Raw genomic sequence first — 18311 nt, forward strand, 5'->3', positions numbered from 1 at the left:
TCCCGGTCAGGCCAGCACGTGGACGTGCTCGCGCGACCACGACAACGGCACCGCGTCGCCGACGGCGAGCGGGGTGCGGAAGAAGTCCGCCTCGTCGAGCGAGACGGAGAAGTCCTCGAGCCCCGGCGCGGAGACCGAGACCTGGACGGTGGCGCCGCGGTACTCGACCGCCGAGACGAGGCCGGTGAAGCCGTAGCCGGCCTCCCCTTCCGCGAGGCGGATCTTGTCGGCGCGGATGGCGATCGCGACCGGGGCGCCGTTGTCGGCGGCGGTCGGGGCGGCGAAGACGGCGCCGCCCGGCACCTCGAAGCGGGTGTCGTCGCCGGCGCGGCCGGTGGCGCGGCCCTCGATCACGTCGTGCTCGCCCATGAAGCGGGCGACGAAGGCGGTGGCGGGCCGGTTGAAGACCTCGCGCGGATGGGCGGCCTGCTCGATCCGGCCGCCGTTCATCACCACCACGAGGTCGGCGAGCGCCATCGCCTCCTCCTGGCTGTGGGTGACGTGGATGAAGCTGATGCCGAGACCGGCCTGGAGCTTCTTCAGCTCGGCGCGCATGCGCACCTTGAGGAAGGGATCGAGCGCCGACAGCGGCTCGTCGAGCAGCAGCGCCTGGGGGTCGGTGATCAGGGCGCGGGCGAGCGCGACGCGTTGCTGCTGACCACCGGAGAGCTGGGCCGGCCGGCGCGCGGCGTAGACGTCCATCTCCATCAGCTTCAGCATGGCGAGCGCCTTTTCGCGGCGCTCGGCCTTGTCGACGCCCTTCATCTTCAGGGAGAAGGCGACGTTGTCGACGAGATCGAGATGGGGGAACAGGGCGTAGCTCTGGAACATCATCGCGGTGCCGCGGCGGGCGGGCGGCAGGTCGTTGACGACGGTGTTGCCGAGCAGGATGTCGCCGTCCGAGACGGTCTCGTGGCCGGCGATCATCCTGAGCGTCGAGGTCTTGCCGCAGCCGGACGGGCCGAGCAGGCAGCAGTAGGTGCCGGCCTTGATCTTCAGGCTGACCCCGTCGACGGCGGTGGTGGTGCCGTAGCGCTTGGTCACCAGGGCGAGTTCGATGTCGGCGGCCTTGGACATGCGGTACCCCTCGAGGAACGGGGTCTCCATCAGCAACCGATGTGCCAAGCGTGTTTCGGCCGCGGGAAGGCGCGCAAACGCGGCGTTCTCGGGCGGGCCGGAGCGGGAGAACGAATTTGCACGGGAAACGGGCCGCCCAAAATAGAGGCGACTGCCCCGGCACGACCCCGAGATCGTATACAATTTGAGCGGCGATCGTGTGCGATCCCGCTTGCGGCGGTCGGGCCCGGCGGGGATGCTCGGCCGACGAGCGAAGATCCCACCCGATGACGGCGCCGAGCGACACCCCCTCCTCCCGCAGCGACGCGATCCGCGACGCCCTCTACGACGCCATCGTCGACCGGCGGCTGGCGCCGGGCACGCGATTGGTCGAGGACGAAGTCGGCGCCACCTTCGGTGCGAGCCGGACGGTGGTGCGGGCGGCGCTGCAGGCGCTCGCGGTCGGCGGGGTGGTGACGCTCGAGCGCAACCGCGGCGCCTTCGTCGCCCGGCCGACGCCGGAGGAGGCGCGCCAGGTCTTCGCGGCGCGGCGGATGATCGAGCCGGGCCTCGCGATCGCCGCCGCCGAGCGGATCGGTCCCGCCGACGTCGAGGCGCTCGAGGCCCATCTCGCCCGCGAGGCGGCGGCGATCGCCGAGCGCGGTCCGACGGCGCGGCGCGCCGAGATCCGCGCCTCCGGCGACCTCCACCTGATGATCGCGGCGATCGCCGGCAACGACCTCGTCACGCGTTTCCTGCGCGACCTGGTGGCGCGATCCTCGCTGGTGATCGCCCTCTACGGCCGCTCCGGCGCGTCGAGCTGCGCCCGCGACGAGCACGGCGGCATCGTCGAGGCGCTCGGCCGACGCGACGGGGCGCTCGCCGGCGCGCTGATGCGCGAGCACATCGACCACATCGAGGCCGACCTCGACTATTCCGCTGCCGGCGCGGCCGACATCCAGGCGCTGCTGGCGCGCTGAGGGGTCCCTCCGGCCCGGCAGATGTCGGCCTTTGCGTCAGACCTCCGCACGCACCCTGACGAGACGGGCCCGGCCGGCGCCCCAGCCGGCGGCCGCGGCGACCGCGCCGATGCCGAGATAGATCCAGACCGTCGCTGCGAAGCCGCCGGTGCGGCCGTGCACCAGACCGACCAGCAGCGGACCGCCGGAGGCGAGCACGTAGCCGACGGTCTGCGCCATCGACGACAGCTGGGCGGCGACGTGCGGATCGGGCGAGCGCAGCACGATCAGCGTCATGGCGACGGCGATCAGCCCGCCCTGACCGATGCCCTGCACCGCGGCGAACACCCACATCGCCGGCAGCGGCGCGAACAGGCAGCCGACGAGGCCCGCGACGGCGAAGGCCACCAGCACGACGTCGATCACGCGCTGGTCGCGGCCGCGGACGGCGATCGCCGGGGCGACGAGGCAGGACGCGGTCTGGAACGCCACCGACACCGAAACGACGACGCCGGCGGTGAGCGGATCGACGCCGCGGTCGCGCAGGATCGGGGCGAGCCAGCCGAACACCGAATAGGCGAGCGCCGATTGCAGGCCCATGAAGAGCGTGACCTGCCACGCCAGCGGATCGGCGAGCAGGCCGCGTACGGCCGGACGGGCGTGGCGCCCGGCGGCGCCGGCGGGCGGGCGCAGCGGCAGCCACAGCGGCAGAACGGCCGCCGCCGGCAGCGCCCAGGCGGCGAGCGCCAGCGACCACGATCCCGTGGCGCGCTCGATCGGCACGGTCAGGCCCGCGGCGGCGGCGGCGCCGCCGCAGAGCGCCATGGTGTAGAGCCCGGTCATCAGGGCGGCGCGGTCGGGGAAGTCGCGCTTGACGAGGCCGGGCAGCAGGACGTTGCCGCAGGCGATCGCGGCGCCGGCCAGCATCGAGCCGCCGAGCAGCGCAGCCGGCAGCGGCAGGGCGCGCAGCGCCGCGCCGGCGGCGATCAGGAACAGTACCACGAGGACCACGCGCTCGGCGCCGAAGCGCATGGCGAGCCGGGGCGCGAAGGGCGCGAACAGGCCGAGACAGAGCACCGGCAGCGTGGTGGCGAGGCCCACGAACAGGCCGTCGAGGCCGAGGTCGCGGGCGATGTCGGGGAGCACCGAGGACAGCGAGGAGAACACGGTCCGGAGGTTGAAGGCGACCAGCACCAGCGCGGCGCCGACGAGCAGACGGCCGCCCGGAACCGGCACGGGCGTCGGCGGCGGTGGCGGATCGGTCTCGAGCTCGGCGTCGACCAGCGGTTCGCCGAGCGGCGGCGCATCGTCGTCGAGGGGCGGAGGCGGTGTCATCGGCGGCTCGCGTCGCTCGAGGGGAGATCGGCCGCGACACCCCGGCGGCCCGGCCGCGGGAGGAACGTCGCGGCGACGGTACGGATCCCGCACCGCCGACCGGGGGCGTTCCTGATAGCCGCTCGCCGCCGTCCGACAAAGCGAAACCGATACCGCGCCGCGGGAGGAACCGGACCTTGCCCGCACGAGTCCGGACTCGTCGGCAGCTCGTACGGGATTGCGAGCCCCGGTTCAGCCCGCGACCGGCGGCGGCGCGGTCGATTCGCGTTCGGCGAGGTCGCAGCCGAACAGGAGCGGCTGGCCGGGCGGGGGCAGCGGGCGGGTGCCGAGGATCATCTCGACGGCGGCGCCGGCGAGGCGGGCGACCGGCTGGACCACGGTGGTCAGGCGCGGGTTGACGAGGTCGGACAGCGGCACGCCGTCGAAGCCGACCACCGAGAGGTCGCGCGGGACGGCGAGGCCGAGGTCGGCGGCGGCGCGCAGCGCGCCGATCGCCTGCTGGTCGGAACCGGCGAAGATCGCGGTCGGCCGTTCGGCGGCCGGGCGGTCGAGCAGATAGGCGGCGGCACGGCGGCCGCCGGAATAGTCGAACGGGCCGTAGACGACGAGGCCCTCGGCCTCGGGGCCGGCCGGCATCCGCGGCGCCATCACGTCGAGATAGCCCTCGAGGCGCTCGCGGGCGGGCCCGGCGCCGGCGGGGCCGGCGATGCAGCCGATGCGGCGGTGGCCGAGGCCGATCAGGTGCTCGACGGCCGTGCGGGCGCCGCCGCGATGGTCGGCGGAGACGCCGGGAAAGCCCGGCAGCATGCGGTCGACCAGGACGAGGCGGACGCCCTTCGGCGGGTCGATCCGGTGCGCGCCGTCGCTCGGGACCAGTACGATGCCGTCGACCTTGCGGCCGGCGAGGGTACGCAGGTGGTCGGCCTCGGCGTCCGGGTCCTCCAGCGAGGAGACGAACAGCACGTCGTGGCCGGCGGTGCGGGCGGCGCGCTCGGCGCTCTGCAGGATCTCGGCGAAGAAGGGGTTGGCGAGGTCGGGCACCACGACGCCGACGGTGCGGCTGGTGCGCCGGCGCATGCTCTGGGCGAAGGTGTCGGGGCGGTAGTCGAGTTCGGCGACGATCGCCTTCACCGCCGCCCGGACCTCGGGCGTCACGGAGGGATGGTCGTTGATGACGCGCGACACCGTTCCGACCGAGACGCCCGCGCGCGCGGCGACGTCCCTGATCCCGACCCTGGCCATGAAGGCTCGAACCCGCTCCCGCCCCGCGGCCGTGCGCCCCCTGCCGCGCCCGGCCGCCTCCGTCCCTGGATAAGGGCGGCGGCCGATGCGATCAAGACCGCGGGACCCAAGTCAGGCGAGGCGCAGGTACCACGCGAGGTCGCGGTCCGAGACCTCGGCGAAGAAGCGGTCGCACTCGGCTTCCTTGATCGTGAGGAAGACGTCGACGAAGCGCTCGCCGAGGCGGCGCTTCAGGAAGTCGGAGGCGCGGGCGCGGCGGAGCGCGTCCGGCCAGTGGCGCGGCAGCGACGGCGGGATCTGGGCGTAGCCGTTGCCGGTGATCGGCTCGGACGGCGCGAGGCCCTTCTCGACGCCCTCCAGCATGCCGGCGAGCACGGCGGCGAGCGCGACATAGGGGTTGGCGTCGGCGCCGCAGACGCGCTGCTCGAGGTGGCGGGTGTGCGGCGGCCCGGCGGTGACGCGGATCGGCACCGAGCGGTTGTCGATCGCCCAGGCCGGCCCGACGGGCGCGTAGGAGTTCGGCTTGAACCGGCGGTAGCTGTTGGCGTTCGGCGCGAACAACGCCATCGATTCCGCCATGGTCGCCTCGAGGCCGGCGACGGCGGCGCGCAAGAGGGCGTTGCCGGCCGGCTCGGCGCCGGCGAACAGGTTGCGGCCCTCGGCGTCGGCGAAGCTGACGTGGAGGTGGGTGCCCGAGCCCGAGAAGTCGGCGTAGGGCTTGGCCATGAAGGTGGCGAGATGGCCGTGACGCTCGGCGACGCCCTTGACGAGGCGCTTCCACAGGATGGCGTCGTCGGCGGCGCGCAGCGGATCGGTGCGGTGCTCGAGCACGATCTCGAGCTGGCCCGGCGAGTATTCCGAGATCAAGGTGCGCGCCGGCAGGCCGGCGGCGTCGGCGGCGGCGTAGACGTCGTCGAGAAAGGCGGAGAAGTCGGCGAGGTCCTGGACGAGATAGGCCTGCAGATCGGTCGGGCGGAAGCCGTTGGGGGCTGCCGGCGGCGTCAGCCGGCCCTCGGCGGCGGCACGGCCGTCGACCAGGTAGAACTCGGTCTCGACCGCCGCGACCGGATGGTAGCCGGCGGCATGGCAGGCCTCGACGACACGGGCGAGGGCGTGGCGGGGATCGGCCTCGGAGGGCCGACCGTCGGTCTCGTAGGAGGTCAGCAGGAACTGGGCGGTCGGCGTCGTCCGCCACGGCGCCCGCGTCAGCGAGCCGGCGACCGGGCGGCAGACCCGGTCGGAATCGCCCTCGTCCCAGACGAGGCCGGTCTCCTCGACGTCGGCGCCGCGGATGTCGAGCGAGAGGATCGAGCAGGGCAGCGGGCGGCCGTTGCGATAGGCGCCGAGCACTTCGGAGCGGCGCAGCACCTTGCCGCGCTGGACGCCGGAGGGATCGGTCAGGAAGCACTCGACCTGGACGACGTCCGGATTGGCGGCGAGGAAGGCCTCGGCCTCCGCGACCTCGGCGAGCGTGACGGCGGACATGGTGGACTTCACCCGGCGAGTGCGTCGAGCGCCTGGTCGAAGGCGACGACGAGGCGGTCGACATGAGCCCGCGTCGTCGCCGGCGAGACCAGCGTCATGTTGTGGAACGGCGTCACCAGGACGTCGCGGTTGAGAAGGAAGAGGTGGATCACCCCTTCGAGGTCGTGGTCGACCGTGCGGGCGGCGTGGGCACCGTCGAGGAGGGGGGTCGGCGAATGGACGATCTCGGCGCGGGCGCCGAGCCGGGTCACCGACCAGGGCAGCCGGTGGCGGGCGATCGCCGCGGCGAGGCCGTCGGCGAGGACGGCCGAGAGCGTCAGCATGTGGGCGTAGGCGTCCGCGGTCATCACCTCCTCGATGCAGGCGCGCATGGCGGCGAGTTGGAGGCGGTTGCCGGAGAGCGTGGTGCCGACACCGGAATAGCCGTGCGGCCGCTCGGCGTCGACCCGGCGCATCGCCACCTCGACCGCCGCCGTGAAGCCGAACACCGCCGCCGGCAGGCCGCCGGCGATCGGCTTGCCGACCACGAAGAAGTCGGGCGCGAAGCCGTGGGCGCGGGTGTAGCCGCCGCGGGCGGTGGAGATCGTGTGGGTCTCGTCGAGGCAGAACAGGGTGCCGGCGGCGCGGCAGGCCGCCTCGACACCCTCGAGGAAGCCCGGCGCCGGCAGTACCATGGCGGTGTTGGTCAGCGCCGGCTCGGTCAGCACCAGCGCGACGTCGCCGCGGGCGAGTTCGCGCTCGACGGCGGCAAGGTCGTTGAAGGGCACGCAGACCGTGGTCGCCGAGAGGTCGACGACCTGACCGAGCAGGCCCGGCCGGTTGACGGTGCGGCCGTCTTCGTCGCGGGCGACGAAGACGTCGTCGACCTGCCCGTGGTAGCAGCCGGCGAAGACGAGCAGGCGCGGCCGTTTCGTGATCGCACGGGCCCAGCGGATCACGGCACGGTTGGCGTCGGAGGCGGTCTGGGTCACCTGCCAGAACGGCAGGCCGAACAGGTCGGCGAGCCCCTCGCCGACGCGGGTCACGTCGGGCGAGGGCATCATGGCGGTGAGGCCGTCGCCGACCGCCGCGCGGATCGCCGCGACGACGGGGGCGGGGGCGTGGCCGAACATGGCGCCGGTGTCGCCGAGGCAGAAATCCGCCATAAGGTGACCGTCGGCGTCGACGAGTTCGGCGCCCTCGGCACGATCGACCACCAACGGGAACGGCGTGCCGAAGTCCTTCATCCAGTGCAGCGGCACGCCGCCGGGCATGTGGCGCCCGGCGCTCTCGGCCAGCGCGGCCGACTTCGGATTGCGCGCGACGAAGGTGGCCCGCTCCGCCTCGGCGACGCGCGTGACCCGGTCGTTGGGAATGTGATCACAAATCGTCATGGCACCGTGATGGCGGAAACCGCACCGCTTGTCCAGTCCCGGGCCCGCGCTTGCCAAGGCCGCGGCGGCGATGCAGGTTCGCGCGACCCGATCCGTCCTTCGAGCAAGTGCCATGCGCCCCGCCGTCGTCACGATCCTCCTCGCGCTCACGCTCGCGACCGCCGGATGCGCGGGACGGCCGGACGGCGCCGTGCTGGTGCCGGTGACGACCGCGGCGCCCGGTGCGACGGACCAGCGGATCCTGGTCGCCACCACCCGCGAGCGCGAGACCGACAAGCCGGGAATGTTCTCCGGCGAGCGCGCCGAGGCGCTCGACTTCGCCGACCTCACGGTCTCGGTGCCTCCGACCCACAAGGACGGCGTCGTGGAATGGCCGCGCCGGCTGCCCGGCAATCCGGCGACCGACTTCGTCACCCGTTCCACCGCCTACGTCGACGGCGAGGCGGCCTTCGCGGCGCGGCTGAAGGCGGCGGTGGCGAGCCGGCCGAACGGTTCGCGCGACGTCGCGGTGTTCGTGCACGGCTACAACACGCGCTTCGACGAGGCGGTGTTCCGCGCCGCCCAACTCGACCACGACACCGCCTTCGACGGCGTCACCGTGCTGTTCACCTGGGCCTCGCGCGGCGGCGTGCTCGACTACGTCTACGACCGCGACAGCGCCACCGTCGCCCGCGACGGCCTCGAGCGGACGCTGACCATGGCGGCGCGCTCGGGCGCCGACCACGTCTTCCTGTTCGCCCATTCGATGGGGAACTGGCTGGCGATCGAGACGCTCCGGCAGGCCCGGATCGGCGGCCACGGCGACTTCGGCGGCAAGCTCTCGCAGGTGTTCCTCGCCTCGCCCGACATCGACGTCGACGTCTTCAAGGCGCAGATGCGCCGGCTCGGCGTGCCGAAGCCTCCGTTCATCCTGTTCGCCTCGTCGGACGACCAGGCGCTGGCGGTGTCGAGCTTGATCGCCGGGGACAAGCCGCGGCTCGGCGCCTACACCGGCGACGCCGAGGAGATCGCCGACCTCGGCGTGGTGGTGGTGGACCTCAGCAAGGTGGCCGGCGTCGACGACGACGCGCTCAACCACTCCAAGTTCGCCGCGGTGACACCCGCCTTCACCGAGCGGCTGCGCCGGCGCATCGCCGCCGGCGACCTCGCCGATCCCGCCAGCGGCCTCGCCGCCGACGCCACGAGCTTCGGCGGCTCGGTGGGCGGCTTCGTCGGGCGCACCGCCGGCGCGGTGATCACGCTGCCGGCCTATCTGGTCACCGCGCCGTTCCGCGCCGTCGCCGGACGCTGAGACGCCCGGCCGCGGAGGTCACCGGGCACCCGGGGCGCTGTTGCGGCGGGCGAGCGCGGCCTCCCAGGCGAGGGCGTTGCCGACGATGCCGTCGAGGTCGTCGAGGGCCGGCACCCAGCCGAGCTCGCGACGGATCAGGCCGGAGTCGGCGACGAGGGCGGACGGGTCGCCCGGGCGGCGGTCGACCACCTCGGCGACGAAGTCGACACCGGAGACGCGCCGCACCGCCTCTACCACCTCGCGCACCGAGAAGCCGCGGCCGTAGCCGCAGTTGGCGACGAGGTTGCCGCCACCGGCGCGCAGCCGCGCCAGCGCGAGGACGTGGGCCTCGACGAGGTCGGTGACGTGGATGTAGTCGCGCAGGCAGGTGCCGTCGGGCGTCGGGTAATCGGTGCCGAACACCTGCATCTTCGCGCGCTGCCCGAGGGCGGTCTGGCAGGCGATCTTGATCAGATGGGTGGCGTTGGGGGTCGACTGGCCGGTGCGGCCCTTCGGATCGGCACCGGCGACGTTGAAGTAGCGCAGCACGGTGTAGGCGAGGCCGTGGGCGGCGGCGGCGTCGCGCAGCATCACCTCGGTCATCAGCTTGGACCAGCCGTAGGGCGACACCGGGGCCGGCGCGACGGTCTCGCCGATCGGGGCATCGACCGTCGGCTCGCCGTAGACGGCGGCGGTGGAGGAGAACAGGAAGGCGCCGACCCCGCCGCGCACCGCGGCCGCGATCAGCGCCCGCGACTTCACCGTATTGTTCAAGTAATACTTGAGCGGATCCGCCACCGATTCCGGAACGACGATCGATCCGGCGAAATGGACGATCGCGTCGATGCCCCGGCTCGCGATCAGCCCGCCGACCAGCACCTCGTCGCCTATGTCGCCGACCACCAGCGTGGCCGCGTCGGGCAGAACCGCCTCGAATCCGGTGGACAGGTCGTCGAGCACCACCACGGTCTCGCCGCGGTCGACCAGCGCGTGCACCATGTGGCTGCCGATGTAGCCGGCCCCGCCGGTGACCAGTGTCGCCATGTCCCTCGCCCCGTCCAGCGGCGGATTCGCGCCGTTTCCGGGTCCTTCATGCATCGACACCCGTTGACATCGCGTTCACGCGCGCAGTCTCTCCCATGAGTGGTGCATGGGAATTAACCATTTGTTAATGGAAGAATTTATAGGCTTGTTAACTAACGCGGTCTGTTCGATCTTATCCGAGGAGTGATTCGGTCCTTGCGGGAGGCCCCGGAATCGCGACCCTCGACAGGAAATCTCCATGGTTGGCCCTCTCGATCGCCGCGCCGATTCCCTCGGGAACATTCGGTCGCCCCGGCTTCAGATCGTCGAGCACGGGTCCGGCGTTCCGCAGCGCCGGCCGATCACCGTGCTCTATGTCGAAGACGACGCCGACGACGTCTTCCTCCTCGGACGCCATCTCGACGACCTCAGGAGCTTCGAGGTCGAATTCGCCCATGCCGAATCGCTGGCGCTCGCCCGCTCGATGATCGCACGCCACCGCTTCGACGTGGTGCTGTGCGACTTCTGGCTCGGGTCCGAGACCACGATCCCGCTGATCGACGAGCTGAAGTCCGCCGTCGTGCCCTGCCCGGTGGTGCTGGTGTCCTCGCTCGAGAACGAGGACATCGAGCTGATCGGCCGCCGCGCCGGCGCCGCCGGCTTCGTCGCCAAGGCCGACCTCAGCCCGGCCGCGCTCGACCGCGTGTTCTCCACCCTCCTGCCGCCCGAGGACGGCGACGGGCCGGCCGACCAGCAGCCCGGCAGCGGCGTCGCGCGCTGGCTGAAGGCGCTGCTCCGCAGCCTCGATCGCGTCCACGCCGCTTCGACGCTGGCGATGGCGCAGGACGACGCCGCGCGCGGCGTCCACGAACTGATGGCCGACATCGTCTCCAACTCCAGCGAGATCCGCGCCGACGTGATCGACAAGCTGGCGGGGCTCGAGCGGGCGACGCGCCAGGGTTCGGGGTCGCGCCGCTTCGACGCCCTGCCCTATCTCGCCGACGCCGTCCGCATCGTCGAGACGCGCGCGGCAGCCGGCGCGACGGTCGACTTCACGATGCCGTCGATGCCGGTGACGATCGAGACCAGCCCGGCCCTGTTCGCCGACCTCGTCCAGGGCTTCTTCGCCGAGGCGTCCGAGGAGATCGCCCGCGGGCGCAGCCTGTCGATCGTGCCCTTCGTGGTCGACGGCCGGCTCGAGATCGAGATCCTCGCCCTGAAACCGATCCGCGACGAGGACCTGCCGTCGCCGGAGGACGAGGACGAGGCCCGCGCGGTGGCGGCCGCGGCGGCCCGCCGGTTCCTTGTGGAGACGCTGGCCCGCGCCTGCGGCGGCGAGGCGACCTTCGAAGGCCGCTCCGGTCCGGTGATCGGGCGCCTGGTGCTGCCGCTGCGCGCCACCTTCGACTGACGGCTGCGGACCCTCGGTCCCGGCCGTCAGTCCTTGCCCTTCTCCTTGCCCTTCGGCATCGCCGCACCCCGGCCGATCAGGTTGGGGTCGAGTTCGCCGATCGCCGCCTCGGACTTGCCGGCGTAGTCGATGGCGCGGAGCACGTGGCGGATGGCGTTCAGACGGGCGCGGCGCTTGTCGTTGGCCTTGACCACGATCCAGGGGGCGGCCTCGGTGTCGGTGGCTTCGAGCATGGCGTCGCGCGCCGCGGAATAGTCGTCCCAGCGCCCGAGCGCCTCGATGTCGATCGGCGACAGCTTCCAGATCTTGAGCGGATCGTGGCGGCGGTCGTGGAAGCGCTTCAGCTGCATCTCGCGGCCGATGTCGAGCCAGAACTTGAACAGCAGGACGCCGTCATCGACGAGTAGACGCTCGAAGCGGGGTGCCTCGGCGAGGAAATGGCTGACCTGCCCCGGCTCGGCGAAGCCGAACACGCGTTCGACGCCGGCGCGGTTGTACCAGCTGCGGTCGAACAGCACGATCTCGCCGCGGGTCGGCAACTGAGCGGCGTAGCGCTGGAAGTACCACTGGCCGCGCTCGGTCTCGGTGGGCTTCGGCAGCGCCACGGAGCGGCAGGAGCGCGGGTTCATGTAGGCGCGGAAGGTCGAGACCATGCCGCCCTTGCCGGCGGCGTCGCGCCCCTCGAACAGCACGACCACCCGCGCGCCGGTGTCGCCGACCCACTTCTGCAGCTTCACGAGTTCGATCTGCAGCAGCCGGAGCTGCTCGTCGTAGACCTTGCCCTTGATCTCCTCGGCATAGGGGTAGCCGCCCGACGCGAGCGCGCGCTCGGCGAGGGCGGGCGGGAAGACGGGATCGTCGAGATCGAAGGGGACGTCGCGGACACGGATCGCCGGTGCCTCCGGCGCCTGGGCGGCCAGCACGGCCTCGCCCTCGACCGCGGCGGTCTTCTCGGCGTCGACCTTGACGCGCGAAGCGTCGACGCCGTCCCCGTCCCTGCCGCGCGCGGCGGACTTGCGGTCCTTCTTGGCCACGACCGATCACCCCTTTAATGTCCCGTCGCAGGGAAATGCTAGCAGGCTCGAACGGCGGCTGGCGAGCCCCGGTTCCACGGAGGTGACCTTGGCCGACGGCGAGGAGAGGGCGGGGCGGACGATGGCGGGGCGCGCCGTCCGCCGCCTCGCGGCGGCCGCGCCCGGGCTCCTGGTGGTCGCCGCGGCCGCCGTGGCGGCGATCCCGTCCTTCGACCTGCCGCCGCTGGCGGCCGCGACGGCCGTGGCCGGTGCGCTGGCGACGGCGCTGTGGCCACGCCCGCGCGAGACGGCGCCACGGATCCGCGCCGGCGCCGACCGCTCGCCGAAGCTCTGGCCGGACCCCGGCATGCGCGTCACCGTGGACGCCATCGACGACCCTTGCTTCGTCACCGACGCCGAAGGGGTGGTGCGCTACCAGAACCGCATCGCGGTCGAGCGTTTCGGCGCCGCGCGGATGGGCGATCCGCTGTCGTTCAAGCTCCGGGTGCCCGAACTGCTCGCCGCGGTCGAACAGGCCGGCCGGCACGCGACGCCGGGGGCGCTGCGCTTCACCGACCGGGTCCCGACGGAGCGGGTCTGGGCGGTCCGTGTCACGCCGATGCTGCTCGGCCGGCGCGAGGGCCGCGAGCGCGCCGACTTCGTGCTGGTGCGTCTCACCGACGAGACCGAACAGGTCCGGCTCGACCGCACCCGCGCCGACTTCGTCGCCAACGCCAGCCACGAGCTCCGGACCCCCCTCGCCTCGCTGACCGGCTTCGTCGAGACGCTGCTCGGCCCGGCCCGCGACGACGCCGCCAACCGCGAGCGCTTCCTGAAGATCATGCTCGAGCAGGCGCAGCGGATGGCGCGGCTGATCGACGACCTGTTGTCGCTGTCGCGCGTCGAGATGAAAGCGCACCTCGTGCCGTCCGGCGCGGTCGACCCGGACGAGGTGATCCGCCACGTCGCCGCGGCGCTGGCGCCGCTGGCCGCGAGCACCGGCAGCCGCATCGCCGTCGAGGGCGAGGTCGACGCCACGGTCCGCGGCGACCGCGACGAGATCATCCAGGTGGTGTCGAACCTCGTCGAGAACGGCCTGAAATACGGCCGCGACGGCGGCACGGTCACGCTCGCGGTCGTCGCCGAGGCCGGGCCCGAGGGTGTCTCCGGCGTGCGCCTGACGGTGCGCGACGACGGGCCGGGCATCGCCGCCGAGCACCTGCCGCGGTTGACGGAGCGCTTCTACCGGGTCGACGCCGACGGCAGTCGGCGGCGCAAGGGCACCGGCCTCGGCCTCGCCATCGTCAAGCACGTGGTCGCACGCCACCGCGGCCGGCTGGCGATCCGGTCGACGCCGGGCGTCGGCACCGAGGTCGCGGTCTGGCTGCCGGCGACGCCGGTGGCGGCAGCGGTCGAGACTGGCGCGACGGCACGCGAAGGGCCATAGAGGATCGAAGGCCGGCGCGGGTCCGCCGGCGGTCGTCGAGCGAGGTCGCCGTGGGTCGAAGGGTCGTCGCAAGCCTCGCCGCCGTCCTCGTCCTGGCCGTGACCGGCACCACAGCGGCGCGCGACGCCGTGACCGTGGTCGGGGCGCGCGAGGTCGTCGCCCTCGCCGCCCGCACCCTGGAACGGCTCGGCCTGCCCGGCAGCGTCCGCGCCGGCGGCACCGACGGCGGCATCGCCGCTTTCTGCGCCGGTACCGGGCCCGAGACGCCCGACGCCGTCGGCACGCTGCGCCCGCTGACCGACGCCGAGACCAAGGCCTGCACCGCCGCCGGCATCACCGCGGTGACCGATCTCCGGCTCGGAACCGGCGCGGCGGTGCTGGTGACCGGCCCGGACGGTCCCGGCCCGTCGATCGGGCGCCGGCAGCTCTCCGAGGCTCTACTCGCCAAGCTACTGGTCGACGGCCAGCTTATCGCCAATCCCTTCCGCACTTGGGCCGAGATCGACCCGGCGCTGCCGGACCGACCGATCCGGGTGGTCGGCCCCGCCCCGGGCGGCGACCTCTACGGGATCCTGCTCGACCGCGTGGTCGAACCGGGCTGCGCCGCCTCGCCCGAACTCGCGGCGCTGCCGGCGGAAGCGGGGCCGGTCTGCCGGACGCTGCGCCGCGACGGCGCTTATGTCGCTCTCGAAGGCGGCGACGCGAAGGTCGTCGCCGCGCTCGTGGACGATCCCGCCGCCGTCGGCGTGGTCGGTCTCGGTTCCGCCGCGGCGCCGCTCCGCCGGATCGGCCTCGACGGCGTCGCACCGGACGAGGAGGCGATCGCGAGCGGGCGCTATCCCGCCGGCTTCCCGCTCCATCTCGTCGTCAAGGACGCGCACCGCGCGGCGGTGACGGGCCTCGACCGCCTGCTCGACGGTCTGCTGTCGGAGGAGGCGCTCGGTCCCGGTGGCCACCTCGCCGGCGCGGGGGTGGTGGCGCCGTCGGCCGAGGACCGGGTCGGGCTCCGGGCCCGGATCTCCCGGCTGGCGCGGCCGTGACGGCCGGCGCCCTTCCCTCCCGGTGCGGAAAGTCGTAGGCAGGGCGGCGAGGGGATTGGAGAGGGATGGCGATGGAGCACACCGTTTCCGCGTTCGAGCAGGAGCTCAAGGTCCTCGGCGGCCGGGTCGCCGAGATGGGTGGTCTGGCGGAACGACTGATCCACGACGCCATCGACGCGCTGAAGCGTTCGGACCCCGACCTCGCCCGCACGGTGATCGAGCGCGACCGCCTGCTCGACCGGCTGCAGCGCGAGACCGAGGACCGCGCCATCCTGGTGATCGCGCGACGCCAGCCGATGGCGCTCGACCTGCGCGAGGTCGTCGCCTCGATGCGGATCGCCAGCGAGCTCGAGCGGGTCGGCGACCTCGCCAAGAACATCGCCAAGCGCGTGGTCGCGATCCAGGGCGCGGTGCTGAACAAGCGGCTGGTCGTCGGCGTCGAGCACATCGCCGACATCGCCGCCGAGCAGCTCAAGACGGTGCTCGACGCCTTCTCCGACCGCGACGACGCCGCCGCCCATCTGGTGCGCCAGCGCGACGGCGAGATCGACGCGCTCTACACCTCGCTGTTCCGCGAACTCCTGACCTACATGATGGAGGACCCGCGCAACATCTCGCTGTGCACGCACCTGTTGTTCTGCGCCAAGAACGTCGAGCGCATCGGCGACCACGCCACCAACATCGCCGAGACCGTGCACTACGTCATCACCGGCATCGCCTTCGACGACGAACGGCCGAAGGCCGACACCACGGCCGACGACCCGATCGAAGGCGGGGCGCTGCCGTGACCGGGAGCCTTTCCGGCAAGCGGATCCTGCTGGTGATCGGCGGCGGGATCGCCGCCTACAAGGTGCTCGACCTCGCCCGCCGGCTGAAGGAGCGCGGCGCACGGCTCCGTGCGGTCATGACCGCCGCGGCCCAGCGCTTCGTGACGCCGCTGTCGCTCGGCGCGCTCACCGGCGAGCGCGTCTTCACCGACCTGTTCGACCTCACCGACGAGCAGGACGTCGGCCATATCCGCCTCGCCCGCGACGCCGACCTCGTCGTGGTCGCCCCGGCGACGGCCGACCTCCTCGCCAAGATGGCCGGCGGCCACGCCGACGACCTCGCCTCGACCTGCCTCCTCGCCACCACCGCCCCGGTGATGGTGCTGCCGGCGATGAACCCGACCATGTGGGCGGCACCGGCGACCCGGCGCAACGTCGCCACGCTCCTCGCCGACGGCGTGACCGTGGTCGGTCCGGCCGTCGGCGCGATGGCCGAACGCGGCGAGGCCGGCGTCGGCCGCCTCGTCGAGCCGATGGAGGCGGTCGCCGCGATCGAGGCCTTCTTCGCCGCCGCCGAAACGCCGCGGCCGCTCGCCGGCCGGCGCGTGCTGATCACCTCCGGGCCGACCCACGAGCCGATCGATCCGGTGCGCTACATCGCCAACCGCTCGTCCGGCCGCCAGGGCCACGCCATCGCCGCCGCCGCGGCACGGGCCGGCGCCGAGGTGGTGCTGGTGTCCGGCCCGGTGACCATCCCCGACCCCGCGGGGGTCGCCGTGGTCCGGGTCGAGACCGCCCGGGAGATGCTGGCCGCGGTCGAGGCGGCCCTGCCGGTCGACGTCGCGGTCATGGCGGCGGCGGTGGCCGACTGGCGCGTCGCAACCGCCGCCGACGCCAAGATCAAGAAGGACGGCAGCGGCGCCGTGCCGGGGCTGGCGCTGACCGAGAACCCCGACATCCTGCGGACCGTCGGCCACCATGTGGCGCGGCCGCGTCTGGTGATCGGTTTCGCAGCCGAAACGAACGATGTGATCGCCAACGGCACCGCCAAGCTCGCCCGCAAGGGCGCCGACGTGATCGTCGCCAACGACGTGTCGCCCGCCGGCGGCGTGATGGGCGGCACGCGCAACACCGTCCACATCCTCTCGGCCGCCGGCGTCGAGGACTGGCCGACCATGGACAAGGATGCCGTGGCCGAACGGCTCGTCGCCCTGATCGCCGCACGCCTCGGAGACCTCGGTTGATCCGCCTGCCCGTCCGCGTCCTGCCCCACGGCGCCGGCCTGCCGCTGCCGGCCTACCAGACCGCCGGCGCCGCCGGCATGGACCTCGTCGCCGCCGTCGAGGCGCCGACGACCATCGCGCCCGGCGCCCGGGCGCTGGTGCCGACCGGACTCGCGATCGCGCTGCCGGAGGGATACGAGGCCCAGGTCCGGCCCCGCTCGGGCCTCGCCGCCCGTCACGGCGTCACGGTGCTGAACGCCCCGGGGACCATCGACGCCGACTATCGCGGCGAGGTCCAGGTCATCCTGGTCAACCACGGCGAGGAGCCTTTCGTGGTCTCGCGCGGAGACCGGATCGCGCAACTGGTCGTGGCCCCGGTGACACGCGCCGCGCCGGTGGTGGTCGAGGATCTCGACGAAACCGATCGCGGCGCCGGCGGGTTCGGATCAACGGGTCGGTCCTGATCGGACCCAAGCGCAAGTTCTTTCTCCGAATCAGGGCGATTTCGGAATGGTTCACTGCCGATCGGCGAGCGTGCCCGCCGGCTTGGCTGGCGAGCCGGGGCAGGGGGCGGTAGGATCGTGCCATTCCGCCGACCGCTCGCGCGGCCGGACCGACAACTGCCCGGAGGAACCGTCCATGACCGACACGACCCGTCGCGGCCGCGGCAAGATCTACGATTCGATCACCGAGACGATCGGCGACACCCCGCTGGTCCGCCTCGACAAGGTGGCGCGCGACAAGCAGGTCGGCGCCCGCCTCGTCGGCAAGCTCGAGTTCTTCAACCCGATCGCCTCGGTGAAGGACCGCATCGGCGTGGCGCTGGTCGAATCGCTCGAAGCCGCCGGCAAGATTCGTCCCGGCGAGACCACGCTGATCGAGCCGACCTCGGGCAACACCGGCATCGCACTCGCCTTCGTCGCCGCCGCCAAGGGCTACCGGCTGATCCTGGTGATGCCGGAATCGATGTCGATCGAGCGGCGCAAGATGCTGAAGCTGCTCGGCGCCGAACTGGAGCTGACCGAAGCGGCCAAGGGCATGAAGGGTGCGATCGCCAAGGCCGAGGAACTGGTGTCGACGATCCCCGGCGCGGTCATCCCGCAGCAGTTCCAGAACCCGGCGAACCCGGAGATCCACCGGCGCACCACCGCCGAGGAGATCTGGAACGACACCGCCGGCGAGGTCGACGTCGTCGTCTCCGGCATCGGCACCGGCGGCACCATCACCGGCGTCGGCGAAGTGCTGAAGGCGAGGAAGCCCGGCGTGCGCATCGTCGCGGTCGAGCCGGTCGAGAGCCCGGTACTGTCCGGCGGCAATCCGGGTCCGCACAAGATCCAAGGCATCGGCGCCGGCTTCGTGCCGGGCGTGCTCAACACCGCCATCTACGACGAGGTCGTCCAGATCTCCTCGGACGAGGCGCTCGAGACCGCCCGTCTGGTCGCCCGCCTCGAGGGCATCCCGGTCGGGATCTCGTCCGGCGCGGCGGTCGCGGCGGCCGTCAAGGTCGGGCAGCGGCCGGAGTTCGCCGGCAAGACAATCGTCGTGATCATCCCGTCCTTCGCCGAGCGCTATCTTTCGACCGCACTGTTCGAGGGTCTCGCCTGATCTATCGCGATCCGCACCCCCGGATCGGACAGCTCCGGAAACGCTTCGGCGTTTCCGGAGGC

General features: G+C 72.8%; 16 protein-coding genes. 9 read left to right on the plus strand and 7 right to left on the minus strand.

Annotated elements, in window-relative coordinates; genetic code table 11:
• Positions 1 to 6: 6 nt before the first annotated feature.
• Entirely contained in the window at positions 7 to 1077 is a 1071-nt protein-coding gene (locus EDD54_RS14605; RefSeq protein WP_126540342.1) for an ABC transporter ATP-binding protein, read from the minus strand.
• A 266-nt stretch (positions 1078 to 1343) separates the two neighbouring features.
• Between EDD54_RS14605 and EDD54_RS14610 the strand changes: the two genes are divergently transcribed.
• Complete coding sequence (locus EDD54_RS14610; protein ID WP_126540343.1) at positions 1344 to 2036, plus strand: GntR family transcriptional regulator; 693 nt, start codon at positions 1344 to 1346, stop codon at positions 2034 to 2036.
• Positions 2037 to 2072: 36 nt separating this feature from the next.
• On the opposite strand, the gene EDD54_RS14615 is transcribed toward EDD54_RS14610, so the two are convergent.
• From EDD54_RS14615 to EDD54_RS14630, 4 genes are all read right to left on the minus strand, one after another.
• Positions 2073 to 3350, minus strand: coding sequence for an MFS transporter (locus EDD54_RS14615; RefSeq protein ID WP_126540344.1), 1278 nt, complete (start codon positions 3348 to 3350; stop codon positions 2073 to 2075).
• A gap of 231 nt (positions 3351 to 3581) precedes the next feature.
• Positions 3582 to 4592 (minus strand): LacI family DNA-binding transcriptional regulator, encoded by a 1011-nt coding sequence (locus tag EDD54_RS14620; RefSeq protein ID WP_126540345.1) that lies wholly within the window; start codon positions 4590 to 4592, stop codon positions 3582 to 3584.
• Between the two features lie 111 nt (positions 4593 to 4703).
• A complete protein-coding gene (locus EDD54_RS14625) occupies positions 4704 to 6077 on the minus strand; it encodes a glutamine synthetase family protein (protein WP_126540346.1) in 1374 nt (457 codons plus the stop codon).
• Between the two features lie 8 nt (positions 6078 to 6085).
• Complete coding sequence (locus tag EDD54_RS14630) at positions 6086 to 7450, minus strand: aspartate aminotransferase family protein (RefSeq protein ID WP_126540347.1); 1365 nt, start codon at positions 7448 to 7450, stop codon at positions 6086 to 6088.
• A 112-nt stretch (positions 7451 to 7562) separates the two neighbouring features.
• On the opposite strand from EDD54_RS14630, the gene EDD54_RS14635 reads away from it, so the two are divergent.
• Positions 7563 to 8741: an alpha/beta hydrolase gene (locus tag EDD54_RS14635; RefSeq protein ID WP_165644586.1), complete on the plus strand. Its 1179-nt coding sequence runs from the start codon at positions 7563 to 7565 to the stop codon at positions 8739 to 8741.
• Positions 8742 to 8759: 18 nt separating this feature from the next.
• Here the strand turns inward: EDD54_RS14635 and galE are convergent, their stop codons facing one another.
• On the minus strand, positions 8760 to 9764 hold the full coding sequence (galE, locus tag EDD54_RS14640; protein ID WP_126540349.1) for a UDP-glucose 4-epimerase GalE: 1005 nt from the start codon (positions 9762 to 9764) through the stop codon (positions 8760 to 8762).
• Positions 9765 to 10002: 238 nt separating this feature from the next.
• On the opposite strand from galE, the gene EDD54_RS14645 reads away from it, so the two are divergent.
• A complete protein-coding gene (locus EDD54_RS14645; protein WP_126540350.1) occupies positions 10003 to 11154 on the plus strand; it encodes a response regulator in 1152 nt (383 codons plus the stop codon).
• A gap of 26 nt (positions 11155 to 11180) precedes the next feature.
• On the opposite strand, the gene ppk2 is transcribed toward EDD54_RS14645, so the two are convergent.
• Positions 11181 to 12077 carry a polyphosphate kinase 2 gene (gene ppk2 / locus EDD54_RS14650; RefSeq protein WP_126541868.1) on the minus strand — a complete coding sequence of 299 codons (897 nt, stop codon included), beginning with the start codon at positions 12075 to 12077 and terminating at the stop codon, positions 11181 to 11183.
• A 232-nt stretch (positions 12078 to 12309) separates the two neighbouring features.
• Between ppk2 and EDD54_RS14655 the strand changes: the two genes are divergently transcribed.
• The 6 genes from EDD54_RS14655 (at position 12310) to cysK (ending at position 18249) form a co-directional block, all read left to right on the plus strand.
• Positions 12310 to 13614 carry an ATP-binding protein gene (locus tag EDD54_RS14655; protein WP_208112206.1) on the plus strand — a complete coding sequence of 435 codons (1305 nt, stop codon included), beginning with the start codon at positions 12310 to 12312 and terminating at the stop codon, positions 13612 to 13614.
• 50 nt (positions 13615 to 13664) lie between these two features.
• Positions 13665 to 14654: a PstS family phosphate ABC transporter substrate-binding protein gene (locus EDD54_RS14660; RefSeq protein ID WP_165644316.1), complete on the plus strand. Its 990-nt coding sequence runs from the start codon at positions 13665 to 13667 to the stop codon at positions 14652 to 14654.
• 65 nt (positions 14655 to 14719) lie between these two features.
• A complete protein-coding gene (gene phoU, locus EDD54_RS14665; protein WP_126540352.1) occupies positions 14720 to 15442 on the plus strand; it encodes a phosphate signaling complex protein PhoU in 723 nt (240 codons plus the stop codon).
• Positions 15439 to 16665, plus strand: a complete 1227-nt coding sequence (gene coaBC, locus EDD54_RS14670; protein ID WP_126540353.1) for a bifunctional phosphopantothenoylcysteine decarboxylase/phosphopantothenate--cysteine ligase CoaBC — start codon at positions 15439 to 15441, stop codon at positions 16663 to 16665. Before phoU ends, coaBC begins: the two co-directional genes overlap by 4 nt.
• Positions 16662 to 17108 (plus strand): dUTP diphosphatase, encoded by a 447-nt coding sequence (gene dut, locus EDD54_RS14675; RefSeq protein ID WP_207620222.1) that lies wholly within the window; start codon positions 16662 to 16664, stop codon positions 17106 to 17108. Before coaBC ends, dut begins: the two co-directional genes overlap by 4 nt.
• A gap of 175 nt (positions 17109 to 17283) precedes the next feature.
• Complete coding sequence (cysK, locus tag EDD54_RS14680) at positions 17284 to 18249, plus strand: cysteine synthase A (RefSeq protein WP_126540354.1); 966 nt, start codon at positions 17284 to 17286, stop codon at positions 18247 to 18249.
• The last annotated feature ends 62 nt before the right edge of the window (positions 18250 to 18311 follow it).

It is taken from the genome of Oharaeibacter diazotrophicus (genome assembly GCF_004362745.1).
Lineage (GTDB): Bacteria > Pseudomonadota > Alphaproteobacteria > Rhizobiales > Pleomorphomonadaceae > Oharaeibacter > Oharaeibacter diazotrophicus.

Excerpts from the sequence above, each read along its gene's own strand:
- EDD54_RS14605 (WP_126540342.1), bottom strand. The coding sequence starts at position 1,077 with ATGTCCAAGGCCGCCGACATCGAACTCGCCCTGGTGACCAAGCGCTAC.
- EDD54_RS14610 (WP_126540343.1), top strand. The coding sequence starts at position 1,344 with ATGACGGCGCCGAGCGACACCCCCTCCTCCCGCAGCGACGCGATCCGC.
- EDD54_RS14615 (WP_126540344.1), bottom strand. The coding sequence starts at position 3,350 with ATGACACCGCCTCCGCCCCTCGACGACGATGCGCCGCCGCTCGGCGAA.
- EDD54_RS14620 (WP_126540345.1), bottom strand. The coding sequence starts at position 4,592 with ATGGCCAGGGTCGGGATCAGGGACGTCGCCGCGCGCGCGGGCGTCTCG.
- EDD54_RS14625 (WP_126540346.1), bottom strand. The coding sequence starts at position 6,077 with ATGTCCGCCGTCACGCTCGCCGAGGTCGCGGAGGCCGAGGCCTTCCTC.
- EDD54_RS14630 (WP_126540347.1), bottom strand. The coding sequence starts at position 7,450 with ATGACGATTTGTGATCACATTCCCAACGACCGGGTCACGCGCGTCGCC.
- EDD54_RS14635 (WP_165644586.1), top strand. The coding sequence starts at position 7,563 with ATGCGCCCCGCCGTCGTCACGATCCTCCTCGCGCTCACGCTCGCGACC.
- galE (WP_126540349.1), bottom strand. The coding sequence starts at position 9,764 with ATGGCGACACTGGTCACCGGCGGGGCCGGCTACATCGGCAGCCACATG.
- EDD54_RS14645 (WP_126540350.1), top strand. The coding sequence starts at position 10,003 with ATGGTTGGCCCTCTCGATCGCCGCGCCGATTCCCTCGGGAACATTCGG.
- EDD54_RS14655 (WP_208112206.1), top strand. The coding sequence starts at position 12,310 with ATGGCGGGGCGCGCCGTCCGCCGCCTCGCGGCGGCCGCGCCCGGGCTC.
- phoU (WP_126540352.1), top strand. The coding sequence starts at position 14,720 with ATGGCGATGGAGCACACCGTTTCCGCGTTCGAGCAGGAGCTCAAGGTC.
- cysK (WP_126540354.1), top strand. The coding sequence starts at position 17,284 with ATGACCGACACGACCCGTCGCGGCCGCGGCAAGATCTACGATTCGATC.